We start from the raw sequence: 25,909 nt of genomic DNA on the forward strand, positions 1-25,909 counted from the left end.
GCGGTGGCCGGGCTTTGCGCCCGGCTCCTTGGCGATCAGTGACTACTTCCGGCGACGGCCGCAGGTGCCGGTTCGAACTGCCGCTTCGACGGCGCCGAATGATTATCCGGAGCCACGACCGGCACTTCCACGCCGTTGGCATCGTAAAGCTTGCCGTTGAGGAAGTAATCGCCGTCATGCAATTGCGCGATGTCCTGGTAGCGCAAGGTCCGCTCGGTTCCGGCGACGAATACGGACTGCTGGTCCGAATTACCCGCCGTGAGATGATTGAAAACCAGGTTCAACACAATCGCCATCAGGGCGGCGGAACTGATCCCCGAGTGGAAGATGGTCGCGAACCAGGCGGGAAAGTGATCGTAGAAGTTCGGTGCGGCAATCGGGATCATGCCGAAGCCAATCGAGGTCGCTACAATGATGAGGTTCATGTTGTTGGTATAGTTGACTTTGGAAAGGGTACGGATGCCGCTTGCGGCAACAGTACCGAAGAGCACGATCCCTGCCCCGCCGAGAACCGCGCTCGGTACGGCGGCGACGACCCGACCCATGATCGGCAGGAGGCCGAGGGTTACGAGCACCAGACCGCCCGTCGCCACGACATAGCGGCTCTTGACGCCCGTGACTGCCACAAGCCCGACGTTCTGGGCAAAGGCACTTTGCGTGAATGAGCCAAAGATCGGCGCGATAAGGCTCGAGAGCATGTCCGCCCGCAGGCCATCACCGAGGCGCTTCGAGTCGACCTTGGTTTCGATGATCTCACCGACCGCCAGAATATCGGCCGAGGTTTCAACCAGCGTCACCATGATGACAATGAACATCGAGATGATCGCCGCCAGGTGAAAGGTCGGGAAGCCGAAATGGAACGGGGTCGGTATCGCGACGATCGGCCCTTCAGCCACTTTGGAGAAGTCGGTCATGCCCAGCGCCAGCGCTATGGCGGTGCCGATAATGATGGCAAGCAGGATCGAGAGGCGCGAGATCGTGGCGCTGCCGAGCTTGCTGAGCAGCAGGACCACGACGAGCGTTATCGCAGCAAGCTGAATATTGCCGACGCTGCCGAACTCGGGGGAATTGCTGTTGCCGCCCATGGCCCAGCGCACGGCAACCGGCATCAGTGTGAGGCCGATCGTCGTGATGACGATACCGGTGACGAGCGGGGGGAAGAAGCGCGTGATGCGCGAGAATATGGGTGTGATCAGCAGGCCGACCAGCGATGCCGCCATGACGGCGCCGAGCACCGCGTCCATGCCGCCCCCGCCGCTGACGATGGCGACCATGGTGGCAACGCCCGAAAACGAGACGCCCTGCACCAGCGGCAGCTGGCATCCGAAGAAGGGGATTCCCATCGTTTGTAGTATGGTTGCAAGGCCGCCGGCAAAGAGCGAGGCGGCAATCAGGAGACCGATCTGGTCAGGCGCAAGGCCTGCGGCCTGGCCGACGATCAGCGGCACGGCAATAATGCCGCCATACATCGTTAGAACATGTTGCAGGCCATAGGCGAGATTGGCGCCGAGTCCAAGGTTTCGATCCTCTGGCCGCTGATCCAGCGGCCGTCCGATTGTGTTTGCTTCCAAGGTAAAGTCCTCCCAATACCTTTGATGCCCGGCTTTTCCTCCTCGCCGGGCGGGACGAAGACTATGACAACCTTTTCAAGACCTGACTTTAGCCGATTTGATGAAACTGTTTTCAAGAAATCCGCACCTATTGGAGGGAGTGTACGGTATTAGCCGCGCTGAAGGCGCTGGGGGGACTTAATACAGATATTCTGAAAAATGGAGGGGCGTCAGCACTCGACGACGTTGACGGCAAGCCCGCCGAGGCTGGTTTCCTTGTAGCGCTCGTTCATGTCCATGCCGGTCTGGCGCATCGTCTCGATGCACGCGTCGAGCGGCACGAAATGCGTACCGTCGCCCTTGACGGCCAATGAAGCGGCGGTAACGGCCTTGACCGCGCCAAGCGCGTTGCGCTCGATACAGGGCACCTGCACAAGCCCGGCCACGGGATCGCAGGTCATGCCAAGGTGATGCTCCAGCGCAATCTCCGCGGCGTTCTCGATCTGCTCCGGCGAGCCGCCGAGCACCGCGGCAAGGCCAGCGGCGGCCATGGCGGATGCCGAACCCACCTCGCCCTGGCAGCCGACTTCGGCGCCGGAGATCGAGGCGTTGTGCTTGATGACACCGCCAATGGCGGCGGAGGTCAACAGGAAGTCACGAATGCCGTCGGCATCCGCATCCTCGTGGAAATGGAGATAATAGCGCAGCACTGCGGGAACTACCCCGGCGGCGCCATTGGTCGGCGCGGTCACGACACGGCCGCCAGCCGCGTTTTCCTCATTTACCGCCATGGCGTAGACCGAGAGCCAGTCATTGGCGAGGAGCGGATTGATCCGGTTCTGCCGCCATTCCTCCTGCAACCGGTCGTGCAGATAGCGGGCGCGGCGCTTGACCTTGAGGCCTCCGGGCATGATGCCCTCCTGCGCGAGCCCGCGATCGATGCATGAGCGCATGGCCGACCAGACGCGGTCGAGACCTGCGTCGAGTTCCTCGCGGCTCATGAAGGTTTCTTCGTTTTGCCGCTTCATTTCAGCGATCGAAAGTCCGCTCGCCTTGGCCATGCTCAGCATCTGCGCGGCGTTGATAAACGGAAACGGGACGGCCGCTTCAGCCTTTGGCGCGGAGCGGGTCTTCGCGGCTTCCAGTTCTTCCTCCGTGACGACGAAACCGCCACCGATAGAATAAAAGATACGGCGCAGAAGCAGCCGCTCGTCGGCGTCATATGCCTCGAAGGCCATGCCGTTCGCGTGTCCTGGAAGCGGGGTGCGCCGGTCCATGATCAGGTCGGTCGCGGGGTCGAAGCGGTAGGAGGGATGCCCCTCCGGCGAGATGCCCTTCGTGCGGCTCACCGTCTCAAGCATCGTATCCATTGCGTCCGGATCGACAGTGGCCGGAAGGTAGCCGCAGAGGCCGAGGATGACGGCGCGGTCGGTCGCATGGCCGACGCCGGTAAATGCCAGCGAGCCATGCAGGTGAACGCGCAAATGATCGACCTTGACGCCGCTCGGCCGTGGCCACTGGCCGCTCTTTAGTTCTTCAAGAAACAGCCCGCCTGCTGTCATCGGACCCATCGTGTGGGAGCTCGAAGGACCAATGCCGATTTTATAAAGATCGAAAACCGACAGGAACATGCGGTTACTTACCCCGAGCTGGATCGCTTCCGTTGATAATGGCCGGTTGCCGGCAAACGTCAAAGCCAGCTTCCGACCTTGCGTTGTGTTTCTACGACATAGGCGCGCTGTTGCAAAAGTCAAAGAAAAACGCCGTATCGCCTGGTTTGCGGCCGTTCCAAAAATACCCTCCGGCCGCTTTGCCAAGCGCTGGAATTTCCGTACATTCGCGATTGCCGCCGCGCGTCACAGAGGACTGAAATGGAACCTGCCCAAAACACATCCTATTGGCTCGACGCCGTGGCGCTCATCTATTTCTTCGTTGTCTGGATGGTCTATTCCTATACGACCGCGAAGGGCTTTGGCGGCAGGAAATCCCTCACCTACGAGATGAACGAAGCGCGACGCCAGTGGATGGCGACAATGGCGACGCGCGAGTTGCGCATGATCGACACCAGCATCATGATCGGCCTGCAGCAAGGCACCGGTTTTTTCGCCTCCACATCCATCCTTGCGATCGGCGGCTGCTTCGGGCTGCTGAATTCTTCAGGCCGCGTATTGACGCTGTTTCACGAGATTCCTTTTCTCAACGAGACGACCCAGCAATTGTTCGAGACCAAAATTCTCGGGCTTCTCGTCCTTTTCGCCTACGCCTTCTTCAAGTTCGCCTGGTCGTATCGCCTGTTCAACTACTGCTCGATACTCATCGGCGGTGTGCCCATGGCGCGAGACAAGGGTCCCGACGATCCGCTCGTCCTTGCCAGCATCAACCGCGCGGCGGGTATCAATATTCAGGCCGGCCAGCACTTCAACAGCGGCCTGCGCGGCATCTTCTTTTCTATCGGCTATCTCGGATGGTTCCTGCATCCGCTGCTGTTCATGGCGACCACGACATTCGTCGCCATTGTGCTGCTGCGGCGGCAATTCTTCTCGACGGCGCGCGACGTCTTGATGCGCAACAACGTGAGCGAGCTATAGGCTTCGCGGCAGGTAGCGCCAAACGAAGAAGGATGTGAATACCATGAGCCCGGCGAGCGCGATGAAGATCGCGCCGAGGTGGAAGAACGTCAGGATGATCGAATAGGTGAAGGCCGGCAATATCTCGGAAAAATCGAGATAGGTCCGGTAGACCGCGGTCATCTGCGCGCGCTCATGCGGATGGACGGCGCGGATGAAGGTCGCTGAGCCGAGCGTATCGATCGCGACGCAGAAAAACGCGCCGACAAGCAGCATGATGGCGGCAATCATTGGGAATTTCTCACCGGCGAGGCCTGCCCCGATCAGGGAGACCGCGAGGAGCATGAAGACCGCGGAGATCGTCCGCATAAGGCCCTTGGACATGCCGACCTTGCCCCAGAGGATCGAGCCGAACAGGAAGAGGTTGCCGAGCGAGACGAGAAGACCGCCGGCCAGCGTTCCCTGCCCCGTCGCTACCATGAGGATCGGCCCGTAAACGAAGAACGTGCTCCAATAGCAGGAGCGGGAGAACGCGATAAGCCACGCCAGACGCAGGCGCGGCTGCACGACGAAGCGGCGCACATTGGCAATGGGGTTTGCAGGACGGCTCGGCCCTCTTTGCAGCGCCGGGTTGTCGCTGAGCCGGAAGTACCAGAACAAGGCCAGCAGCACGAGTGAGAAGCCGATCGACAGCACGAACGGCGCAACCATGCCCACGTGGGTATAGAGGAACACACCGAGAAACGGCCCGCCGGTCCAGGCGATCGTCGCCGTTGCCATGCGCACCGACTCGGCGCGGACGAGTTCGCCCTTCTTGATATGGTCCATGATGTAGAGGCTGAGCGTGATCGACAGGGTTCCCGCACCGAAGGTGCGCAGGAACAGGCCCGCCGCCTGCCCCGGCAAGGTGTCGAGGGCAAAGGCCATGCAACCGATGATCAGTGATGTAACCCCGGCCGTATAGACCCAGCGGCGTGGGATACGGACGATCAGCAATGGGATCGACAGGGTCGAGATCAATCCGAACAGCGACATGCAGGTATAAAGGATACTGACGCCGCGCTCGCTCTGCATCAGGTCATAGGTCTGGATCGGCACGACGCTGGTGATGATGGCGCGCGCCATCGATTCAACGCCGAACAGGATCGCAAAGACCCGCGCCGTCGGACGCTTGGCCGTGGTAATCCAGATAGGGTAGCGGACTTGGCTGATCACCGGAGGGACTTCGGAGGGATTGATTCGATCGTTGCAGCGAGTTTCGATCGTTGCGCCGTCATTGGCCGTCGATGGAGCGACATATTATGTCCGTTTCATGGAAACCGTTGAAACAAGTAATAAAAACCCCTGATTGATCAATGTGAAATGCAATGGATTTTGCCGGCCATGTCGCATAGCGTGCGCGGGATAGCACACCACATACGAGCATTCTCCGCATGACCGACAACCTCAGTTCGATTTCGCCCGCAAAGCCGCGTCTTGGCAGGCTCGACGTGCTGCGCGGCATCGCGCTTATCGCCATGGCCACTTATCACACCGGCTGGGATTTCGAATTCTTCGGTTATCTCGAACCGGGAACGACCGGCCAGGGAGCCTGGAAGCTCTACGCGCGGATCATTGCCTCGACTTTCCTGATGCTCGTCGGCTTCAGCCTCGTTCTTGCCCATGGGCGCGGTATAAGGTGGCGGTCGTTCCTCGTGCGGTTAGCGCAGGTTGTCCTGGCGGCAGCGGCGATCACCCTTGTCACCTGGTACATGACGCCCGAAAGCTTCGTTTTCTTCGGGATCCTGCATGAAATAGCGGCGGCGAGCCTACTTGGACTGCTTTTCCTGAGGCTTCCGGCGATCATCGTCGCGCTTGCGGCGGTGGCAGTCGTGGCATTGCCATTTTACTTCGTTTCGCCGGCGTTCGATCCGCCCGTGTTCTGGCCGCTTGGGCTTTCGGAAGTATTGATCCGTTCCAATGACTATGTGCCGATTTTCCCCTGGTTCGGCGCGGTCCTTTTCGGGATGGCACTTGCCAAGGTGATGCAGCGGACGGGTGCTATGAAACTGCTTGCCGGTGATATCGCTCCGGCCTGGCTGAACCGGACGCTGCAATTCATTGGCCGTCACAGCCTCGCATTCTATCTGATCCATCAACCGCTGCTGATCAGCTGCGTATTCCTGATCTCGCATGTGTTCCCGCCAGCGGTGGCAACGCCCGAGGAAATCTTCGGAAATGCCTGCGTGCAGAGTTGCTCGATCGACAACGAAGCGGCGTTCTGCGAAAAGTTCTGCTCCTGCGTTATCAACGAGAGCAAGGCGCGCAATATTTTCGACGACGCGTTCGCAGGAAGGCGGGATCAGAACGATCCGGAGATGCAGGATATTGCCGGGCTGTGCACCCAGCTCAACATGCCACAATGAGGTGGCTAGGTGTTGACACCGAGTTCAGCGAGACGCTCGATACAGGCTTCCTCAACCTGATCGAGCTCGGTCAACGTCTCCTCGATATCGCGGCGCTTCTGGCGAAGATCCCCACGCTTTTCCTCGACCCGCTTCATCAGCAGATGCAATTGTCCCATCTCCCCCGGGGGTTCGCGGTACATCTGGACGATTTCATGAATTTCCGCGATCGAGAAGCCGAGCCGTTTGCCGCGCAGGATCTGCTTTAGGAGATGCCGGTCCGATGGACGAAAGAGCCGCGTGCGGCCGCGCCTGATCGGATGAATCAGTCCCTCGTCCTCGTAGAAGCGCAGCGTCCGTGTCGATACGCCGAACTCGCGTGTCAATTCGGTGATGGAATAATATTCGCGCATACCCGACACTATTGCTAGTTCCCCCACTATCGATTGAATGTTTTGCCCACGCAATTACGTAAAAGTCAATTGGACGATTGTATAGGGTTGTGAACTTAAGTGCAAAATCAGGTAAGTTGCTGTTACTTAAAGCCAAACCACCAGGTGGCTAGGCCAAGGAATGATGAAAACCCGACAACGTCGGTCACGGTCGTGACGAACACCGCAGAGGCAATGGCGGGGTCTGCGCCGAAACGGTGCAGGAGCAACGGAATCAGTATTCCGCCAAGTGCAGCGGCGAGCATATTGATGATCATCGCCGCCGCAATGATGCCGCCGAGATTGGCGTGGCCGAACCAGAACCCGGCGACAAGTCCGATCAAAATGGCGAAGACCACGCCATTGATGAGCCCGACCGAGGCCTCGCGTCGGATGATACGCCCGGCATTATAGATATCCATATCGCGCGTCGCGAGAGCGCGCACGGTCACGGTCATCGTCTGCGTCCCGGCATTGCCGCCCATCGACGCGACGATCGGCATGAGCACGGCGAGCGCGACCATTTGCTGGATCGTAGCATCGAAGAGCCCGATGACGGAAGCCGACAGGATTGCTGTAAAAAGATTGACGACAAGCCAGGGCACGCGCGAACGCGATGTCGATACGACGGAATCCGAAAGCTCTTCATCGCCGACGCCGCCGAGGCGCAGGATATCCTCCTCTGCTTCCTCCTGGATAACGTCGACAATGTTCTCGATGGTGAGAACGCCGACAAGGCGCTCATTCTCATCCACGACCGCCGCAGAAAGCAGGTCATATTGTTCGAAGATCTGCGCAGCCTCTTCCTGGTCCATCGTGGCCGGAATGGCATGGCGCGTCTCGTGCATGATCTCTTCGACCTTGACGTCGCGCCTTGTGCGCAGGATGCGGTCAAGATCGATGGCGCCGAGCAGCCGGAACATCGGATCTATGACGAAAACCTGCGAAAAGGATTCCGGCAAATCGTCATTGTCGCGCATGTAGTCGATCGTCTGCCCAACGGTCCAGAATGGCGGAACGGCGACGAACTCGGTCTGCATGCGGCGACCGGCCGTTTCCTCGGGATAGCCGAGCGAACGGCGCAGCCTGACGCGCTCAGTAAATGGAAGCTGCGCCAGAATCTCGTCGCGATCTTCCTGGTCGAGATCTTCGAGAATGTAGACGGCATCGTCGGAGTCGAGTTCCTGGACAGCCTCGGCGATCTGCTCGTTGGGCAGGGCATCGACGATCTCCATGCGCACCGCTTCGTCGACCTCGGTCAGCGAGGCGAAGTCGAATTCGTCACCGAGTAGTTCGACGAGCGCGGCGCGCTGCTCCGAATGCAGCGCTTCTAGAACGTGGCCGAGTTCGGATTGATGCAGCTTGCCGACATGCGAGCGCAGGAACAGGACGTCGCGATCGGCGATCGCAGCGCCGACACGGGCGAGATAGGATGTCTTTACCGCACCGTCATCGCCGTAGATGTCGGATTCATCATTGTCGGACGCGGCCTCCGGTAGGGTCTCTAGATCATCCATTCTGTCCGCACCCGTTTTCTGACAAGTCAAACCCGACGGGCGACCAACGCCGTCTATTGTCAGTTAGAGCAAAGCATGCCCAAAGGAAACTAGCGGGCATGCTTTGCGCTTATTTTCAGGCGGCGGTGTCTTCCCAGCCACTAATGGCCTTCACTTCGAGGAAGTCTTCAAGGCCCCAATGGCCGCCCTCGCGGCCAATTCCCGACTGCTTGTAGCCGCCGAACGGTGCATCGGCCGCATGGGAAGCGCCATTTATGCGGACCATGCCTGCCCGAAGCCGCTTCGACACGCGCTTGATTCGTTCCGGATCACCCGACTGGATATAAGCGGCGAGGCCATACGGCGTATCGTTGGCGATCTCGACGGCCTCCTCTTCCGTGTCGAATGGAATCATGGCGAGTACAGGTCCGAATATCTCCTCGCGCGCGATCGTCATGTTATTGTTGACGTCGGCAAAGACTGTCGGGCGCACGTAGTAGCCACGGTTAAAGCCCTCGGGACGCCCCGTACCGCCTGCAATCAGTCGCGCGCCTTCCTTGATGCCCTGTTCGATCAGACCCTGCACCTTGTTGAACTGCATTTCGGAAACGAGCGGCCCCATGTGGTCGCCATTCTCTGACGGATCGCCGACCTTGGTGGCCTTGGCTGTCTCGGCGGCAACCTGTGTCGCCGTGTCGTAGACCGAACGCTCAACGAGCATGCGCGTCGGCGCATTGCAGGACTGCCCGGTATTGTTGAACACATGCGCCACGCCACGTTTCACGGCGGCCTCGACGTCCGAATCGGCAAAGACGATGTTCGGAGACTTGCCGCCAAGTTCGAGCGAAACGCGCTTGACCGTATCCGCGGCTGCCTTGGTGACGGCGACACCAGCGCGCGTCGATCCGGTGAACGACATCATGTCGATGCCGGGATGGCGCGACATGGCCTCGCCGACGGTCGGGCCGTCGCCGTTGACGAGGTTGAATACACCGGCCGGAAGACCCGAAGCATCGATGATTTCCGCGAAGATGACCGAGGAAATCGGCGCGAGTTCGGACGGTTTGAGAATGACCGTGCAGCCGGCAGCAAGCGCCGGAACAACCTTGAGCACAACCTGGTTCATCGGCCAGTTCCACGGCGTGATGAGGCCGCACACGCCAATCGGCTCGTAAACGATGCGCGACGACGGGTTGTGGGCGTCGAGCGGACGCTCGAATTCGAAGTTCTTCAAGGCGCGGATGAAGGCCTTGATGTGCGCGGTGCCGGAAGCCGCCTGCTCGTCGAGCGCCATCTTGATCGGCGCGCCCATTTCTGACGAAATGGCCTTGGCCATGTCGTCGATGCGTTCCTGATAGGCGGCAAGCAGGCGCTGCAGCCATTCAAGGCGCTCTTCGGGGCTGGTCACGCTCCATTTGGCGAATGCCTTGCGCGCAGCGGTGACCGCCTTGTCCACATCGGCGGCCGAGCCGAGCGAAATCACGGCGAAAGCCTGTTCGTCGGCCGGGTTTATAACCTCCAGCTCTTTGGCGACCGTTGGAGCTATCCATTTGCCATCTAAATAGAAATCGGTCTTGCGCAGCATGGTCTGTCTCCTGCCTGTAAAATGCGGATTGTGCGTTGATGTGCGGTCGGCGATCGCCAACGCTTATTGATTGCAGTTGTAAAGGACGATTGCCGGTACGGCCAACAGGAATATCGAACAAAGAGGCGAAAATAGCGTCGCCCTCCGTGCCTATGTCGTCCTGTCGCCTCCATTGAATGCGCGCGCCAGCCGCAGGAAGTTTCCGAGCATGGCATGGCCATATTCCGTGAGTACCGACTCCGGATGAAACTGAACGCCGTATGTCGGGTGAGTGGCATGGGCAAGGCCCATGATTTCACCAGCCTCGGAGCGCGCGGTAATGCGAAGGTCGCCATCCCCCGGAAGGTCCTGAACGATCAGCGAATGATACCGCCCGGCGCGGAAGGGGCTTGGCAGTCCCTTGAACACGCGCAGGCCGTCATGGTTGATCGCCGAGGCGCGGCCGTGCATGGGCTCACGCGCCCGCACCACATGGCCACCAAAAACTTCGCCCATGCACTGGTGGCCAAGGCAGATGCCAAGCATCGGCGCGGCGCCGCTCAGCGCCTCGATGATCGCCATGGATTGCCCCGCCTCCCGTGGGCCACACGGTCCGGGCGACAGGACGATTGCCTCCGGGTCCAGCCGCTTGACGTCCGCAACCGAAATCGCATCGTTGCGCACCACCTGCGTTTCGACGCCAAGCTCGGTGAAGTAGCGCGCGACGGTAAAGACGAAGGAATCGTAATTGTCGATAATGAGGATCATTCCGGCCCGCCCTCATCGAACACGGTGAAGATGCGCGCTGCCTTGTCCAGCGTCTCCTGGTACTCGGATGCGGGATCCGACAGCGCAGTGATCCCGCCGCCCGCCTGGAATACCGCCATGCCGTTTTGAAACGAGACCGTACGGATGCCGATATTGGTGTCGAAATTGCCGTTGAAGCCAATGAAACCGATCGAGCCGCAATAGACACCGCGCGCCTCACCTTCGATCTCTGTGATAATCTCCATCGCCCTGAGCTTGGGAGCACCGGTAATCGACCCACCGGGAAAGGCGGCGCGAACAAGGTCCATAAGGCCCTTGTCCTCCTGCAACCGGCCGGTCACGACCGAGACGAGATGATGCACGCTGGCGTAGGTTTCGAGGCCGCATAACACAGGCGTCAGCACGGAATGCGGCCGGCAAACGCGGGAAAGGTCATTACGCATCAAGTCGACAATCATCAAATTCTCGGCGCGGTCCTTCTCCGACTTCAGAAGAGTCTCCGCCAGTGCCTTGTCTTCATTCGGATCAGCCGAACGCGGCATTGTCCCTTTGATCGGCCTCGTCTCAACCAGGTCGCCGCGGGCGACAAGGAAGCGCTCCGGCGAACTCGAGGCAACGACAATCTCGCCATGGTCGAGATAGGCGGCAAAGGTCGCGGCATTGCGCTTGCGCAGCGCCTTGTAGAAATGCCACCGATCGAATCCCTTTGGCAGCTCGGCGGTGAAGCGCTGGGCGATGTTGGCCTGGAAAATATCCCCGTCGAGGATGTACTCAACGACCCGGGCGACTGCCTGCATATAGGCGGCGCGTTCAAAGTTGGACCGCCACGACGTTCTTGCTATGCGCTGCGCGGTCATCTCTACTGATGGCTGCGGCTCGGAACGACTGATCGCCTCGATAAAATGGTCCGAGCGCTCCTGGCTTCGCCGCTCCCGGGCCGCCCTGTCCATTTCGGGAAAACCCGAGGAAACAAGCCAAACCCGCTGTTCCGCATGATCGAAGGCGAGCACGACATCGTAAAACAGCCAGGCGGCGTCCGGCATCCCGCCTTGTGGCGGTGTTCCGGGCTGAGGCAAGCGTTCGAGCAGCCGGCCGAACTCGTAGGAAAAATAGCCGATCGCACCGCCTTGAAACGGCGGCAGCCCAGCTTGGACCTCCATCCGGTAACGCCCGATATAGTCCGCAATCGCCGTGAGCGGCTCGCCCTCGACCCTTTCGCCGTTCCAGCTGACCTCGCCCCCGGCAACGATCAGTCTGGCGAACGGATCGGCAGCCACGTAGGAATAGCGGCCCAGCTGGTCATGGCGCATGGCGCTGTCGAGAAAGCTCAAGCCCCCCAACGGCCGCAGCCGCTCGGCGGCTTCGACAGGTTCGAGCCATGGAATCTCACGAACGTGCAAGCGCCGATCTCCCTTCAGCCTTTGAGATTATCCGCTCTTGCGGGTCGATAAAAGAATACTTGTCTCCGTCGAGGTGATTCCGTCAATATGACGGATGTCGCGAAGCGTGCGGTCGAATGCCTCCAGCGTCTCCACCTCGATTTCAGCGACGATATCCCACCGGCCGTTCGTTGTGTGCAAGGCGCGAATCTCCGGAAAGCCCTGCAAGCGGCGGATCACCTTCTCGGCGCCCTGTCCCGCTACCTCGATCATCGCCACGGCGCGCACGCCATAAATGCCGGCGCCGGCCTTGAGCGTGACGGTAAAGCCCTGAATCGTCCCATCGGTGGTCAGTTTGTCGATGCGCGTGCGGACAGTAGCGCGCGATATGCCGAGCACGGTTGCCATCGATGAGACCGGCAAGCGGCAATCATCGCGCAGCAGCGACAGCAATTTGCGATCTACGTCGTCCATTCGGCTCTCACTCTGCATAAAGTGCTTGAGCAAAATGCTCAATTACCTGCGCATTTCTATCAACATGCCGTCTATTTGTCACCGCGCCGAAATGCCAAAATCACTGCAGGACATAATATTCTCTTTCAATTTCGGAACGAGACCATCCAAACGCGAAAGTGGCGGTTGTTTATGAACATGCGCAGCAATTTTGAGGACACGCACAAGCAGAAGCTGACGATCATCGGTGCGCCAATCGAGGAAGGCGCGGGTCGCCTTGGGGCCCTCATGGGACCGGCGGCATTGCGCACTGCCGGACTCGTCCGCACGCTCGAGGAATTCGGTCATCCGGTTGAGGACCGCGGCGATCTGCAACTGCCTCCGGTCTTGCCCGTGGTTCAAGCCGTTGATGGCCTCGCCCACCATATCGAGCGCATTGCCGCTTGGTCGCGCATGCTCAGCAGCGAAACCTATGACGCACTGACCAAGGGCACATTCCCGATCATTCTCGGCGGCGATCACAGCCTTTCCATGGGCTCGGTGAGCGGCGTTGCCCGCTACTGCGAGGAGCATGGCCGCGAACTTTTCGTGTTGTGGCTGGACGCCCATTCCGATTTCAATACGCCCGCCACCTCGCCTTCCGGCAACATGCATGGCATGTCGGCGGCACTGCTTTGCGGCGAACCTGGCCTCGAAGGCGTTTTCGGCGAAGAGCCGCGCGGTTTCGTCAAGCCAGAGAATTTGCACCTTTTCGGCATACGCTCGATTGATGCAACGGAGCGTGTCCTGCTGCGCGAACGCGGAATCGATGTCGTCGACATGCGCCGCATCGATGAATTCGGGGTCGCCAAGCTGATGCGCCGCATCATCGAGCGTGTGCAGAAGGCCAATGGCATCCTGCATGTCAGCTTCGACGTCGACTTCATTGACCCGTCCCTTGCTCCGGGCGTCGGCACCACCGTGCCGGGTGGCGCCACGTTCCGCGAAGCGCATCTGGTCATGGAACTTCTGCACGATTCCGGCGTCGTCGGCTCTCTCGACGTGGTCGAACTCAACCCATTCCTCGACGAGCGCGGCCGAAGCGCGCTGCTGCTCGTCGATCTCGTTGCCAGCCTGTTCGGCCGGCAGATCTTTGACAAGCCAAACCTTGCTGACCAGAGCGCCGGCGCGCTCAGCATTTGATTTTGGCATTAGGAGGACATTTTGCTGCACACAGCCGCTGATCTGATTTCAACAGAATCCCGTCTTGGGGCCCATAACTACAAGCCGCTTGACGTGGTGCTGGAACGCGGTGAAGGCGTTTACGTCTGGGACATCGAGGGCAATCGCTATCTCGATTGCCTCTCCGCCTATTCGGCTGTCAACCAGGGGCATTGCCATCCGAAGATCCTCAAGGCGATGACCGAGCAGGCGTCGAAACTGACACTGACGTCCCGCGCCTTCCGCAACGATCAATTGGCATTGTTTTATGAAGAACTTGCGGCCCTTACCGGCTCGCATAAGATTCTGCCGATGAACAGTGGCGCGGAAGCTGTCGAAACCGCGATCAAGGCCGTGCGCAAGTGGGGCTACGAGGTCAAGGGCGTGCCGGAGAATGCCGCCGAGATCATCGTCTGCTCCGACAATTTCCACGGCCGCACCATGGGGATCGTCGGCTTCAGCACCGATCCTTCCGCCCGCGACAATTTCGGTCCCTTCGCCCCGGGCTTCAAGGTCGTACCCTTCGGCGATATCGACGCTTTCACTGCAGCGCTCAGCCCCAATACGGTCGGCTTCCTGGTCGAGCCGATCCAGGGCGAAGCCGGCGTCCTCATCCCGCCAAAAGGCTATTTCACCAAGGTGCGGGAACTCTGCACCGACAATAATGTCACGCTCATCCTCGACGAAATCCAGACGGGCCTCGGCCGCACCGGCGCATTGCTCGCCGAGGAGCACGAGGGCATAGAGGCAGATGTGACGCTGATCGGCAAGGCGCTTTCCGGCGGCTTCTATCCGGTCTCGGCTGTCCTGTCGAACAGCGATGTACTCGGCGTCCTCAAGCCGGGACAACATGGCAGCACGTTCGGCGGCAATCCGCTCGCCTGCGCCATTGCCCGGGCGGCGCTACGCGTCCTCACGGAAGAGAACATGATCGAAAACTCCCGCAAGGAGGGAGAATACTTCCTCGAACAGCTCAAGGGCATTCGCAGCAATATCGTGCAGGAAGTGCGTGGTCGCGGCCTTATGCTCGCGATCGAGCTCAATCCGGAAGCAGGCGGCGCCAATCGCTTTTGCTACGAGCTCAAGGAACGCGGCATCCTCGCCAAGGATACGCACGGCCACACCATCCGCATCGCGCCGCCGCTCGTCATCAAGCGCGACCAGGTCGACTGGGCACTCGAACAGTTCGACGCCGTTCTCACCAGCATGAATTGATGGCTGCGAGGTGCGTGGTTGATGCAACTACGCACCTCTCTTCTCAGTCTACATTCGGACGCGCTCAGCCTTCGGATCGTACATCGGCTTCAGCGAAGCCTCCGCCTTTACGCGCTCGCCAGCAATCTCGATCTCATATGCGGAAGCCAAGACCTCGTCCGGGCTCTCACCTTCACTTGGAACGTAACCAAGCCCGATCGCACCGCCGAGATGGTGGCCATAATTGCCGGACGTTATCGTTCCGACAATATTACCGTCGCGAACAATGGCTTCATTGTGGAACAGCAACGGTTCGGGATCGCTCAGCCTGAACTGGACCAAGCGGCGATTAAGGCCCTTGTCCTTCTTGCGAAGCACAGCCTCCCGGCCGATGAAATCGCCCTTGTCAGCCTTGACGGCAAAGCCCAGGCCAGCCTCGAGAACATGATCCTCGTCGGTTATGTCATGGCCGAAATGCCGGAACGCTTTCTCGATGCGGCAGGAATCGAGCGTGTGGAGGCCGCAGAGCTTCAGACCGAGATCTACGCCGGCCTCTTCGATGGCTTCGAAGACATGCGCCGTCTGATCCGTCGAAACATAAAGTTCCCAACCGAGTTCACCGACGTAAGTCACGCGGTGCGCCCGCGCCAATCCCATGCCGATCTCGATTTCGCGCGCCGTACCGAAAGGATTGGCCTCGTTGGAAAAGTCATTCGGGCTGATTTTCGTGATCAGTTCGCGTGCCTTTGGCCCCATGAGGCAAAGCACCGATTCGGCTGCCGTCACGTCGGTTATGACGACGAACTCATCGCCAAGATGCTTGCGCATCCATGCGAGATCGCGCTGCAGGGTTGCGCCCGGCACAACGGCGAAGAACGCGGTTTCCGAAAGCCGTGTAATCGTAAGGTCGCTCTCGATGCCGCCGCGATTATTCAGCATCTGGGTGTAGACAATACGGCCCGGCTCTACATCGAGCTGGTTGGCACAGAGCCTTTGCAGGAAAGCCAGGGCATCGCGTCCCTCGATCCTGATCTTGCCGAACGACGTCATATCGAAGAGGCCGACGCCATTGCGCACGGCGAGATGCTCGTCACGCTGGTTGTCGAACCAGTTCTGCCGCTTCCAGGAATAGCGATATTCCGGTTCCTGGCCTTCGCGGGCAAACCAGTTGGCCCGCTCCCAGCCGGCAACCTCGCCAAAAACGGCGCCGCGCTGCTTCAGATGCTCATGGATCGGCGAGCGTCGAACGTTGCGCGACGTTGCCATCTGCCGGTACGGAAAATGGTCGGCGTAGAGCAGCCCAAGCGTTTCGGAGACACGCTCCTTCAGGTATCGCCGGTTCTTCTGGAACGGCTGCGCCCGGCGGATATCGACCTCCCAAAGGTCGAAGGGCGCCTCGCCGTCGTGGATCCACTGCGCCAGCGCCATGCCAGCCCCGCCCGATGACACGATGCCAATGGAATTATAGCCCGCGGCAACCCAATAGCCGCCAAGTTCCGGTGCTTCGCCCAGATAGTAACGATCGTCGGGGGTGAAACTTTCCGGACCGTTGAAGAACGTATGGATGCCCGCCGTCCCGAGCATGGGCATGCGGTTGACGCCCATTTCGAGGATGGGTTCGAAATGTTCGAAATCCTCGGGCAATTGATCGAAGCAGAAATCTTCGGAGATGCCGTTCATGCCCCACGGCTTGGCGACCGGCTCGAACGCGCCAAGCATCATCTTGCCGGCGTCTTCCTTGTAATAGGCGCATTCATCGGGAACGCGCAGCACCGGCAGCCGACCAAGTCCTTCAATCGCTTCCGTCACCAGATAAAAGTGCTCGCAGGCGTGGAGCGGTACAGTCACACCTGACGTGGCGGCAAGATCGCGTGCCCACATGCCGGCGCAGTTGATGACGACATCGGTTTCAATCGTGCCCTGCTCATCCCCCTTCGACCAGGAAACACCAGCGACACGGCCATTCTTCTTCAGAACGTTGGTCACCTTCACGTTCTCTACGATCCTCGCGCCGCGCTGACGTGCGCCCTTGGCAAGCGCCATGGCGATATTGGCCGGATCGCACTGGCCGTCGAGCGGCAGGTGCACTGCTCCGACGACATCCTCGACATTAAGATGCGGATACATCTCCTTGACTTCTCTCGGAGAAATCTCACGCACGTCCACATCAAAGGCGCGAGCCAGCGATGCTTGCCGGTAAATCTCGTGCTTGCGCTCCTCGGTGAGCGCGACCGTGATCGAGCCGACCTGCCGCATGCCGGTCGCGACCTCAGTTTCGGCTTCCAGCCTAACATAGAGGTCGGCCGAGTACTTTGCGAGGCGTGTCATGTTCTGCGATGCACGCAACTGACCGATCAGACCGGCTGCATGCCATGTCGTGCCTGAGGTCAACTGCTTGCGTTCGAGGAGAACGATGTCGGTCCAGCCGAGTTTCGCCAGATGATAGGCAACCGAGCAGCCCGATACGCCGCCGCCGATGATGACGGCCCGTGCCTTGGTGGGAAGCGAACTCATGCGCGGATTCTTTCGTTCTTGGGATCCCACAGGGGCTGGTCAGGATGCACAATGGCCTTGCGTCGCTCGCCGAAGATTTCGACTTCGATCTCGGTGCCAGGCTCGGTCAGTTCGGTCTTGAGCATGCCGAGCGCGATCGACTTGTCGATGCGGTGGCCCCAACCGCCGGACGTCGTCTCGCCGACAATATTGCCATTGTGCCAAAGGGTCGACATATAGGGCGCGTCGCAATCACCGGCATCGACGGTCAACGTGACAAAGCGTTTGTCCACACCGCGCTGCTTTTCGCTCTCAAGCGCAGCCTTGCCGAGGAAGTTGGGCTTTTCCCATTTGACAAATCGTTCGAGCCCGCTTTGCAGCGGCGTATAGTCCGTCGAAAGGTCGCCTTTCCAGGCGCGATAACCTTTCTCGAGCCGTAGCGAGTCGAGCGCGAACATGCCGAACGGCTTGATCCCGTATTTCTGCCCAGCCTCCCAGATCGCGTCGAAGATCGCGGCGGTGTCCGCAACTTTCGTATGGACTTCCCAGCCGAGTTCCCCAGCGAACGACACGCGCACAAGCTGGCAGTACCGTCCGGCAATCTGCGCCGACTGATGCGTCAGCCAGGGTCGGTCGAGTTCGGCGTCGCACACAGCCTTGAAGAGGTCCCGCGCCTTCGGACCGGTGACGATCTGGCAGGAGAACTGCTCGGTCACATTGTCGATGCTGATCGCGCTCCCCGCGGGCAGGTGTTTGACCAGCCAGTCGCGATCATGCCACTCCGCAACGGCCGCCGTGATGAGGAAGAAGAGATTTTCGTCGATCGCCATGATCGACATTTCCGTGACGACGCGGCCCTTGTCGTCGGCGAAATAGGCAAGGCCGATCCGGCCGGGCCTGGGGACGATACCGGTTGTGAGCGTCGCGAGCCATTCACGCGCGCCCTCGCCGCTCACGCGAAAACGCGTGAACCCCGGCAGATCGAGAATTCCGACTGCATCGCGCACCGCGTGGCATTCCTCGCGAATACGCTCGTGCCAAGGTCCATTGCGCGAGAAGGTCTGGGTCGCCTCCTCGGATGTGTCGTCACCGGGCCTCGCATACCAGTTCGCGCGTTCCCAGCCGTTGTACGCCCCGAATTGACCGCCGAGCTTGGCAATGCGGTCATGGAGCGGCGAGAGCTTCTTGTTGCGGCCCGCCGGCCAGGTGTGGCGCGGAAAATGGATCGCATATTCGTGGCCATAGACTTCGAGTCCCTTGGCAATGCAATAATCGGGATCGGTGAAACCGGTGAAGCGGCGCGGATCGCATGACCACATGTCCCACTCGGTGGCGCCTTCCGTCACCCATTCGGCAAGCACCTTGCCGGCGCCGCCTGCCTGGGCGATGCCGAAGGTGAAGACGCAGGCCTCGAAGGCATTGGGAACGCCCGGCATCGGCCCGATCAGCGGATTGCCATCCGGCGCATAGGGGATGGGGCCATTGATGATCTTGGAAAGGCCGGCGGTGCCGAGGATCGGCACCCGGGCAATGGCATCGTTCAGATACCAGTCGAGACGTTCAAGATCGTCCGGAAAGAGCTGGAACGAGAAATCGTCAGGCATCGGATCATCCGGGGTCGCCCAATGCGCACGGCAGTTTCGCTCATAGGGCCCGAGATTCATGCCGTTCTTTTCCTGGCGCAGATAATAGGACGAATCGACGTCGCGCAGCAGCGGTAGCTTGTGGCCGTTCTCGCGTGTCCAGGCGGCGATCTCGGGAATTTCGTCGAATAGCAGATATTGATGGCTCATGACCATCATAGGCACGTCACGGCCAAACAGCTTGCCGATTTCCTGCGCGCGGTAGCCGGCGGCATTGACGACATATTCGCAGCGGATCTCACCCTGCGGCGTCGAGATCAGCCACTCGTCGTTGTCGCGGCGCGCGCCCGTGACGGGGCAGAAGCGGATGATCTTCGCGCCCATGTCGCGCGCACCCTTGGCAAGCGCTTGCGTCAGCTGCGCGGGGTCGATGTCACCGTCGTTCGGATCGTAGAGCGCTCCGGCAAGTTCGTGCGTCGCGATGAACGGATAGCGCCCGTTGATCTCATCGACGCCGAGCACGTCGATATCCATGCCCTGATAGCGGCCCATGCTTTTGACGCGTTCGAACTCGCGCATGCGCTCCTTGCTATGGGCAAGGCGCAGCGAGCCGGTCACATGATAGTTCATGGGATAATCGACTTCGGCGGCCAGATTGCGATAAAGCTGCGCCGAATAGCGCTGCATGTTCATGACCGACCACGAAGCCGAGAAGGTTGGAACGTTGCCGGCGGCATGCCATGTCGAACCCGACGTCAATTCATTCTTTTCCAGCAGGACGCAATCGGTCCAGCCGGCCTTGGCGAGGTGATAAAGCGCGGAAACGCCGACCGCTCCGCCACCGATGATGACGACGCGCGCCGACGTTGGAAACTCAGACATGTAAATTCTCCCGTGGTCTCATGCCATTTTCTTGGCCGGGTTCAGGCCCGGCCGATTTCATCGAGGTACCACTGGATGTACCGCAACTCGTTATATTCCATTGGCGCGATCGGGCCCGGCACGAAATAGTTCGACCGCACGCCCCGCGCCGTATGTTCGATGATCGTCTTGTCCTCTGCCGTCGTCACTTTCCACAGCCAGGTCAGCTTTTCGAGATCGTAGTCCTTGCCTTCCTCGGCATCGCCGCGCACCAGCCAGATCAACTCCATCTCGCAGGTATCGACCGTCTTCGGGATGAAGCGATAAATCATGCCGTGATCGGGATAGCAGACGAGGAAGCTCGTGCCGCCGAGGTGAATAGAGGTCACACCGCCATCGAACTCGGTGAAACGGCCCATGAGCGGCGCAACGGGCGATCCGTCTTCGCTGCCGCTCTTGACGCCGTCGTAGAGCGCATAGCGGAACGTGTGGATCGCTTCCTTGCCCTGCGCGGAATTCTGCCAGTTGTCGCCAGTCGCAATGTCGATGCCGAGCGCGCAGGTACGCTGCTCCATCTTGGCATTGAGTTCGACGATCTTCTCCGCCGGCTGTTCCAGCGCATGGGTCTGCGAGTATTCCGGATGGGCCGGACCGCAGTGATAGCATTCCACGTAGTTCTCGACTGCAAGCTTCCAGTTGGCATCGACGGCATAGGTTTCGCGATACGCCACCTTGGCGTCGCCCCAGCCATATTGACCGCAGGTGGTGCGCAGCGATTGCTCGATTATCGAGAAGTCCAGGGGTTCGTCGGCAAAGCAGATGAAAATCAGGCCATCCGCAACGCGCACATGCAGTTTCTTGAGGCCGTGCGCCGTCCGGTCGAAGTCGCGCGGCATCAGGCGCGCGGCGCGAAGGCTGCCGTCATTGGCATAGGTCCAGGCATGATAGGGGCAGACGAAGAAGCGGGCGTTGCCCTTCTGCTTGGTGCAGACCTCCGCCCCGCGATGGCGGCAGACATTCAGGAACGCATGGATCGAACCATCTTCCGTGCGCGAAACGATGATCGCTTCGGCGTCGATCTTGAACAATTCGAAATCACCCGGGTTCGGGATGATGCTGGCATGGCCGATGCAATGCCAATGACGCCGAAAGACCCTCTCCATATCACGCACATAGACGTCCGGATCCATGTAGAAGGCGCGCACGAGGCCATGCCCTGGCCGATGATCGGCAACCAGACGATCAATCTTGTCCAGAGCCGGTGCAAGTTCTGCAAAAGCCTGTTCCGCCGCCATTTCATTCTCCGAAAAAGATTGTTCCTAGACGCTTATTGTTTCTCAGGTGCGTCGCAGTTTAGAATGATTCCGCATTGAGCGGCATTCAAGCGATGGTTGCTCATAAAGACATGAATTATTCTCACGCATCTGATTTCGACAAGGTTTCTCCGCCATGATGTCCAAACCCCGGATACCCCCGCTCGGCTCCTTGCGGGCATTCGAGGCATCGGCGCGGCTGCTAAGCTTCCGTCTGGCAGGCGATGAACTTGGGGTCACGCAGTCGGCGATAAGTCACCGCATCTCGGAACTCGAGACGATCCTCGGGGTCAAGCTTTTCGAGCGGCTGCCGCGGGGCGTTTCGCTTACCGACGCCGGCACGCTCTACTACCCCTACATGCGCGATGCCTTCGAGAAGATCGCGCGTGGCAGCGCGCTGATCAATCGGCTCGGCACGACGGACGATCTTGCGATCGAAACCTACTCGACCTTCGCAATACGCTGGCTCATCCCGCGCCTTTCCGATTTCCGCAAGGTCAATTCCAATCTCGCCATCCGCATCGGCACCAGCCAGCTCGATTGGGAGCTCAATATCGACAGTTCCGATATCGGCATCATCCATACGACGCGGCCGGAGCGGCTCAATCTGCACTACCGCTTGCTGGCCAAGGCGGAGATGTTTCCGGTCTGCAATCCGCAAGTGGCGGCACGCATGGGTGGGGGCGACGCCAAGGCATTGAGCAATGTGCCGCGCCTCGCACTCTATACGTCGCCGGAAGATTGGGGGACATGGCTTGAGGCCGCGAACATCGCTGATACGGGCCGCGCTGTCACACTGAAGTTCGACACCTACCTCGCCGCCTTGCAATCGGCCCTCGACGGCCAGGGCGTGTGCGTTGCACCGGATTTCCTGGTCGCCGACGACCTCAAGGCCGGGCGCCTCGTCGCGCCATTCGGATTGAGAGTGCCGCAGCCCGGCGCATGGTACATGATCTGCCGCAAGGAGCGGGTCGGCGAGGCCAGAATCCGACAATTCGAACGCTGGCTCGTCGAACAATTCGGCGGCGAACCTATTTCTTCTTGACGCCGATCGCCCGGCCGACGCGATCCGGCGCCGGCAGCTGGGCGTGCTCCTTCATATAAAACTCAAGCTTGGGCAGCACGTCTTCCGGAAACGGCGTCACTTTCGGCCCGCTCATGTCGACATGCAGCGAGAGCACCTCGCACGTTGCCGCTACCCAGCCATCCTTATGGACGATTTCGAGATAGGTGTGCAGTCGCTTGCTGTCATAATCGATGAGCTGGTTGGTGACGGTCACGACATCGTCAAGGTGGAGCTCCTGCACGTAGCAGATGTGCACCTCGGCCGTGTAGATCGTCAGCTTCCGCTCGGCCGCGTATGTCGGGCCAAAACCGAGCTCCGAAAGGAATTCGTCGCCGCCCCTGTCAAAGACGACATTGTAATAAGCCATGTTGAGATGGCCGTTATAGTCGATCCAATCCTTCTCGATCGGGATCGGCGCCGAATGATAGAGTTCAGCGTCTCGATTGGTTGCTAGCATGTTATGGTCCTCGTTCTTGGCGAGCCGACGCCTGTCGATCGCTGGATTTGAAACATGGATGCCTCGCCTTCCGCTGTGCCAAAAGCGACGAGCCATGGCGGTTCCCTCATCAATGGTTCGGCCGGAAAGCGCTTGGCGGCTTCCCCTCGAAACTCCTGAATGTCCGTGTGAATGCAGCAGCCGAGGAAAATCCCGTCCGCGCAGCGATATCCGCCAGCGGCGATTTCGTGTCGGTAATCAGCCGCCGCGCCACCTTGAGCCGCAAGCGCAGATAGTATCGTCCGGGCCCCTCGCCGACCGCTTTTGCGAAGATTTTCTCAAGGCTGCGCGCGCTGAGCCCACAACGCCGGGCGATGGCGCCGACTGTCAGGGGCGCATCGATATGAGCTTCCATGAGGCGGATCGCGCCCGCAAGCTTAGGGTGAACGTCGTCGAGCCGGCCAAGCGAAACCAGCGGCTGCGCATCGCTCGACGTATGCGCCTCGTCATAGATGAAGACGCTGGCGACATCGAGGGCGACCGACATGCCATAGCGCGAGCGAATCAAATGCAGCATCAGGTCGAAGGTCGGCGAGGCGCCGCCACTGGTGAAGACAGGACCGTCGATGACATAGCGGTCGGGCCTGATGTCGGATTCCGGGAACTCCGACGTAAACTCCTCCATGTCCTCCCAGTGGGTGGTTGCCTTGCGCCCGCCGAGAAGACCGGCACGGCCAAGCAGCCAGGACCCGGCCTCGATGCCGCCGATCATCTGATAGTGATGGACGGCGCGCCGCAGGTTGGCGGTAAAGGTCGTGCGCGCGATGTCTGAAGTGCCAAAACCACCGATAACCAATAACATATCGCCCTTTACGGAAGCATCGAATGAACCAGAAACCGCGATCGGCAAGCCGCACGTCATCATGGCCGGCTCGCCGTCCAGCGAGACGATTCGCCATTTGAAGAGTATGCTCCCGGAGACGCGGTTGGCCGCGCGCATCGGATCGATTGTCGATGCAACACACATGAGCGAAGCGCCGCTGAAAACGAGGACGGTCACATCCAGCGGTTTGGTGTCGGGCAAAAAGACTGGCGAAGTTTCGCTTTTCATCAATTTCAATTCGTATATCGCAAAGCATCGCATGGCAATCGGGGCATGATCACGGCAACGAAAAATATGGGAGCAGAGCTATGGGACTTACCCCCAATCGCGAAGTATTCATCACCTGTGCCGTGACCGGCGCGGGCGATACGACAGGTCGTTCCGACAAGGTGCCGGTAACGCCGCGCCAGATCGCCGACGAGTGCATTGCCGCAGCCAATGCCGGCGCTGCAATCGCGCATATTCATGTGCGCGATCCGAAGACCGGCAAGGGTTCTCGCGATGTCGCGCTCTATACCGAGGTCGTCGAGCACATCAAGGCGTCGGGCGTCGACATGGTCTTGAACCTGACCGCCGGCATGGGGGGCGACCTGACGCTCGGCAGTGTCGAGCAGCCAATGCCGCCCTCTGCGATCGGCACCGACATGGCGGGCGCGACCGAGCGCCTCGAACACGTCGCCAAGCTTCGTCCGGAAATCTGCACGCTCGACTGCGGCACGATGAACTTCGGCGAAGGCGACTACGTCATGACCAATACGCCGGCGATGCTGAAGGCAATGGCGGCGCAGATAACGGCACTCGGCGTTCGCCCCGAAGTCGAAATCTTCGATACCGGCCACCTGCTTCTCGCCAAGTGGCTCTATGACCAGAAGCTGCTCGAAGATCCGGTCATGGTCCAGCTCTGCATGGGCATTCCCTGGGGTGCGCCCGACGATATCAATACGCTTTTGGCCCTCACCAACAATCTGCCCAAAAACTGGACCTTCTCCGCTTTCTCGATCGGCCGCAACCAGATGCCCTATGCGGCGATGGCCATGCTTGCCGGCGGCAATATCCGTGTCGGTCTTGAAGACAATATCTGGCTCGACAAGGGCGTGCTTGCCACCAACGGCCCGCTGGTCGAGCGGGCAGTAAAGGTTGCCGAAGGCATCGGCGCAAAGATTCTCGGACCGAACGACGTCCGCGAGCGCATGAAACTCACAAAGGGCTGGTGATAGAATGGCTGGAATTCGCAAGGCTGCGGCGGTTGGCGGCGGCGTAATTGGTGCGGGCTGGGTGGCGCGCCTTCTTCTCAACGGCATCGACGTTTCGATCTACGATCCGGATCCCGAGGCTGAGCGCAAAGTCAGCGAGGTGATGAAGAATTCTCGCCGCGCATATAAGACCATGGTGCCGGACGGCTTGCCGAAAGAAGGAAAGCTGACATTCGCCAAGTCCATACAGGAAGCCGTCGACGGCGCTGACTTCATTCAGGAAAGCGTTCCCGAACGGCTCGAACTGAAGCACAAGGTACTTGCCGAGATCGACAAGCATGCCGCGACGGATGCTATTGTCGGTTCATCCACCTCGGGCATTCTCCCGTCCGACATGCAGACCGCGATGAAGCACCCAGAGCGTCTTGTCGTCGGCCATCCCTATAACCCGGTCTATCTGCTGCCGCTCGTCGAAATCGTCGGCGGCAAGCAGACCTCGCCGGACGCTGTCGAAAGAGCGCGCGAACTCTATGCCTCCATCGGTATGAAGCCTGTGGTCATTCGCAAGGAGATCGAGGCTTTCGTCGGCGATCGCCTGCTCGAGGCGGTCTGGCGCGAGTCGCTTTGGCTCATCAAGGACGACATTACCACCGTCGAGGAACTCGACGATATCATGCGCTATTCATTCGGCATTCGCTGGGCGCAGATGGGCATGTTCCAGGTCTATCGCGTCGCCGGCGGCGAAGCGGGCATGCGCCACTTCATCGCCCAGTTCGGTCCATGCCTGTCCTGGCCGTGGACCAAGCTGATGGACGTGCCCGAACTAACCGAAGAACTGGTGGACAAGATCGCCAACCAGTCGGATGAGCAGGCGCACGGCCTTTCGATCCGCGAACTCGAACGCATCCGCGACGACAATCTCGTGGCGATCATGGAAGCGCTGTCGCGTCAGAACAAGGGCAAGGGCTGGGGCGCGGGCGCCCTCTACAAGGACTATACGAAGCGCCTCTCGAAGCTCGCCCAGAAGCCGGCGACCTCCAAGGCCGCCGAGAAGGCCAAAGCCAACAAGCCCAAGAAAAAGAAGGACTAACGCAC

General features: G+C 60.0%; 20 protein-coding genes and 1 pseudogene. 7 read left to right on the top strand and 14 right to left on the bottom strand.

The annotated features are described in order from the left end of the window. Positions 1–98: 98 nt before the first annotated feature. Together GF108_RS07835 and GF108_RS07840 are read right to left on the bottom strand one after the other, a co-directional pair. Positions 99–1,571 (bottom strand): annotated as a pseudogene (locus GF108_RS07835) (nucleobase:cation symporter-2 family protein); the annotation flags it as partial. 209 nt (positions 1,572–1,780) lie between these two features. Further along, positions 1,781–3,181 (bottom strand): L-serine ammonia-lyase, encoded by a 1,401-nt coding sequence (locus tag GF108_RS07840; protein ID WP_153668214.1) that lies wholly within the window; start codon positions 3,179–3,181, stop codon positions 1,781–1,783. A gap of 240 nt (positions 3,182–3,421) precedes the next feature. Here GF108_RS07840 and GF108_RS07845 point away from each other — a divergent pair, with 240 nt between their 5' ends. After that, positions 3,422–4,138: a DUF599 domain-containing protein gene (locus GF108_RS07845; RefSeq protein ID WP_153667527.1), complete on the top strand. Its 717-nt coding sequence runs from the start codon at positions 3,422–3,424 to the stop codon at positions 4,136–4,138. On the opposite strand, the gene GF108_RS07850 is transcribed toward GF108_RS07845, so the two are convergent. Then, positions 4,133–5,332 (bottom strand): MFS transporter, encoded by a 1,200-nt coding sequence (locus GF108_RS07850; protein WP_027232587.1) that lies wholly within the window; start codon positions 5,330–5,332, stop codon positions 4,133–4,135. The two genes, GF108_RS07845 and GF108_RS07850, sit on opposite strands and share 6 nt — an antisense overlap. Positions 5,333–5,550: 218 nt before the next feature. Between GF108_RS07850 and GF108_RS07855 the strand changes: the two genes are divergently transcribed. Then, positions 5,551–6,522 (top strand): heparan-alpha-glucosaminide N-acetyltransferase, encoded by a 972-nt coding sequence (locus GF108_RS07855; protein WP_153667528.1) that lies wholly within the window; start codon positions 5,551–5,553, stop codon positions 6,520–6,522. A gap of 5 nt (positions 6,523–6,527) precedes the next feature. Here the strand turns inward: GF108_RS07855 and GF108_RS07860 are convergent, their stop codons facing one another. The 6 genes from GF108_RS07860 to GF108_RS07885 all read right to left on the bottom strand — a co-directional run bounded on the left by GF108_RS07860 (position 6,528) and on the right by GF108_RS07885 (position 12,613). Beyond that, complete coding sequence (locus tag GF108_RS07860; RefSeq protein WP_027232585.1) at positions 6,528–6,914, bottom strand: MerR family DNA-binding transcriptional regulator; 387 nt, start codon at positions 6,912–6,914, stop codon at positions 6,528–6,530. A 122-nt stretch (positions 6,915–7,036) separates the two neighbouring features. After that, the gene (gene mgtE / locus GF108_RS07865) at positions 7,037–8,449 is read right to left on the bottom strand and encodes a magnesium transporter (RefSeq protein WP_153667529.1); all 1,413 of its coding nucleotides are present in this window, start codon (positions 8,447–8,449) and stop codon (positions 7,037–7,039) included. 115 nt (positions 8,450–8,564) lie between these two features. After that, positions 8,565–10,013, bottom strand: coding sequence for an aldehyde dehydrogenase family protein (locus GF108_RS07870; RefSeq protein ID WP_153667530.1), 1,449 nt, complete (start codon positions 10,011–10,013; stop codon positions 8,565–8,567). A gap of 150 nt (positions 10,014–10,163) precedes the next feature. Next, positions 10,164–10,760: an aminodeoxychorismate/anthranilate synthase component II gene (locus GF108_RS07875; protein ID WP_153667531.1), complete on the bottom strand. Its 597-nt coding sequence runs from the start codon at positions 10,758–10,760 to the stop codon at positions 10,164–10,166. Further along, a complete protein-coding gene (gene pabB / locus GF108_RS07880) occupies positions 10,757–12,160 on the bottom strand; it encodes an aminodeoxychorismate synthase component I (RefSeq protein WP_153667532.1) in 1,404 nt (467 codons plus the stop codon). Before pabB ends, GF108_RS07875 begins: the two co-directional genes overlap by 4 nt. Positions 12,161–12,187: 27 nt before the next feature. Continuing rightward, entirely contained in the window at positions 12,188–12,613 is a 426-nt protein-coding gene (locus GF108_RS07885) for an Lrp/AsnC family transcriptional regulator (protein WP_027232580.1), read from the bottom strand. A gap of 171 nt (positions 12,614–12,784) precedes the next feature. Here GF108_RS07885 and rocF point away from each other — a divergent pair, with 171 nt between their 5' ends. Together rocF and rocD are read left to right on the top strand one after the other, a co-directional pair. Beyond that, positions 12,785–13,774 (top strand): arginase, encoded by a 990-nt coding sequence (rocF, locus tag GF108_RS07890; RefSeq protein ID WP_153667533.1) that lies wholly within the window; start codon positions 12,785–12,787, stop codon positions 13,772–13,774. A 24-nt stretch (positions 13,775–13,798) separates the two neighbouring features. Next, positions 13,799–15,007 carry an ornithine--oxo-acid transaminase gene (rocD, locus tag GF108_RS07895; RefSeq protein ID WP_153668215.1) on the top strand — a complete coding sequence of 403 codons (1,209 nt, stop codon included), beginning with the start codon at positions 13,799–13,801 and terminating at the stop codon, positions 15,005–15,007. 48 nt (positions 15,008–15,055) lie between these two features. On the opposite strand, the gene GF108_RS07900 is transcribed toward rocD, so the two are convergent. From GF108_RS07900 to GF108_RS07910, 3 genes are read right to left on the bottom strand one after another with little or no spacing between them, the layout of a single operon-like run. Next, positions 15,056–17,500, bottom strand: coding sequence for an FAD-dependent oxidoreductase (locus GF108_RS07900; protein ID WP_153667534.1), 2,445 nt, complete (start codon positions 17,498–17,500; stop codon positions 15,056–15,058). Continuing rightward, entirely contained in the window at positions 17,497–19,944 is a 2,448-nt protein-coding gene (locus tag GF108_RS07905; protein ID WP_153667535.1) for an FAD-dependent oxidoreductase, read from the bottom strand. Before GF108_RS07905 ends, GF108_RS07900 begins: the two co-directional genes overlap by 4 nt. 41 nt (positions 19,945–19,985) lie before the next feature. Beyond that, positions 19,986–21,218, bottom strand: a complete 1,233-nt coding sequence (locus GF108_RS07910; RefSeq protein ID WP_153667536.1) for an aromatic ring-hydroxylating dioxygenase subunit alpha — start codon at positions 21,216–21,218, stop codon at positions 19,986–19,988. A 154-nt stretch (positions 21,219–21,372) separates the two neighbouring features. On the opposite strand from GF108_RS07910, the gene GF108_RS07915 reads away from it, so the two are divergent. Continuing rightward, positions 21,373–22,281 (top strand): LysR substrate-binding domain-containing protein, encoded by a 909-nt coding sequence (locus GF108_RS07915; protein WP_153667537.1) that lies wholly within the window; start codon positions 21,373–21,375, stop codon positions 22,279–22,281. On the opposite strand, the gene GF108_RS07920 is transcribed toward GF108_RS07915, so the two are convergent. Beyond that, a complete protein-coding gene (locus tag GF108_RS07920) occupies positions 22,268–22,759 on the bottom strand; it encodes a thioesterase family protein (RefSeq protein WP_153668216.1) in 492 nt (163 codons plus the stop codon). The two genes, GF108_RS07915 and GF108_RS07920, sit on opposite strands and share 14 nt — an antisense overlap. A gap of 109 nt (positions 22,760–22,868) precedes the next feature. Then, positions 22,869–23,852 carry a GlxA family transcriptional regulator gene (locus GF108_RS07925; protein WP_370462109.1) on the bottom strand — a complete coding sequence of 328 codons (984 nt, stop codon included), beginning with the start codon at positions 23,850–23,852 and terminating at the stop codon, positions 22,869–22,871. 77 nt (positions 23,853–23,929) lie between these two features. On the opposite strand from GF108_RS07925, the gene GF108_RS07930 reads away from it, so the two are divergent. Together GF108_RS07930 and GF108_RS07935 are read left to right on the top strand one after the other, a co-directional pair. Further along, the gene (locus tag GF108_RS07930; protein ID WP_027232572.1) at positions 23,930–24,835 is read left to right on the top strand and encodes a 3-keto-5-aminohexanoate cleavage protein; all 906 of its coding nucleotides are present in this window, start codon (positions 23,930–23,932) and stop codon (positions 24,833–24,835) included. A gap of 4 nt (positions 24,836–24,839) precedes the next feature. Continuing rightward, complete coding sequence (locus tag GF108_RS07935; RefSeq protein WP_153667539.1) at positions 24,840–25,904, top strand: carnitine 3-dehydrogenase; 1,065 nt, start codon at positions 24,840–24,842, stop codon at positions 25,902–25,904. Positions 25,905–25,909 lie beyond the last annotated feature (5 nt).

Origin of the sequence: Phyllobacterium sp. SYP-B3895 (assembly GCF_009647635.1) — a bacterium.
GTDB lineage: Bacteria > Pseudomonadota > Alphaproteobacteria > Rhizobiales > Rhizobiaceae > Phyllobacterium > Phyllobacterium pellucidum.

Excerpts from the sequence above, each read along its gene's own strand:
- rocF (WP_153667533.1), top strand. The coding sequence starts at position 12,785 with ATGAACATGCGCAGCAATTTTGAGGACACGCACAAGCAGAAGCTGACG.
- GF108_RS07930 (WP_027232572.1), top strand. The coding sequence starts at position 23,930 with ATGGGACTTACCCCCAATCGCGAAGTATTCATCACCTGTGCCGTGACC.
- GF108_RS07870 (WP_153667530.1), bottom strand. The coding sequence starts at position 10,013 with ATGCTGCGCAAGACCGATTTCTATTTAGATGGCAAATGGATAGCTCCA.
- GF108_RS07910 (WP_153667536.1), bottom strand. The coding sequence starts at position 21,218 with ATGGCGGCGGAACAGGCTTTTGCAGAACTTGCACCGGCTCTGGACAAG.
- GF108_RS07885 (WP_027232580.1), bottom strand. The coding sequence starts at position 12,613 with ATGGACGACGTAGATCGCAAATTGCTGTCGCTGCTGCGCGATGATTGC.
- GF108_RS07860 (WP_027232585.1), bottom strand. The coding sequence starts at position 6,914 with ATGCGCGAATATTATTCCATCACCGAATTGACACGCGAGTTCGGCGTA.
- GF108_RS07845 (WP_153667527.1), top strand. The coding sequence starts at position 3,422 with ATGGAACCTGCCCAAAACACATCCTATTGGCTCGACGCCGTGGCGCTC.
- GF108_RS07875 (WP_153667531.1), bottom strand. The coding sequence starts at position 10,760 with ATGATCCTCATTATCGACAATTACGATTCCTTCGTCTTTACCGTCGCG.
- GF108_RS07935 (WP_153667539.1), top strand. The coding sequence starts at position 24,840 with ATGGCTGGAATTCGCAAGGCTGCGGCGGTTGGCGGCGGCGTAATTGGT.
- GF108_RS07900 (WP_153667534.1), bottom strand. The coding sequence starts at position 17,500 with ATGAGTTCGCTTCCCACCAAGGCACGGGCCGTCATCATCGGCGGCGGC.
- GF108_RS07840 (WP_153668214.1), bottom strand. The coding sequence starts at position 3,181 with ATGTTCCTGTCGGTTTTCGATCTTTATAAAATCGGCATTGGTCCTTCG.
- GF108_RS07920 (WP_153668216.1), bottom strand. The coding sequence starts at position 22,759 with ATGCTAGCAACCAATCGAGACGCTGAACTCTATCATTCGGCGCCGATC.
- GF108_RS07905 (WP_153667535.1), bottom strand. The coding sequence starts at position 19,944 with ATGTCTGAGTTTCCAACGTCGGCGCGCGTCGTCATCATCGGTGGCGGA.
- mgtE (WP_153667529.1), bottom strand. The coding sequence starts at position 8,449 with ATGGATGATCTAGAGACCCTACCGGAGGCCGCGTCCGACAATGATGAA.
- GF108_RS07855 (WP_153667528.1), top strand. The coding sequence starts at position 5,551 with ATGACCGACAACCTCAGTTCGATTTCGCCCGCAAAGCCGCGTCTTGGC.
- GF108_RS07915 (WP_153667537.1), top strand. The coding sequence starts at position 21,373 with ATGATGTCCAAACCCCGGATACCCCCGCTCGGCTCCTTGCGGGCATTC.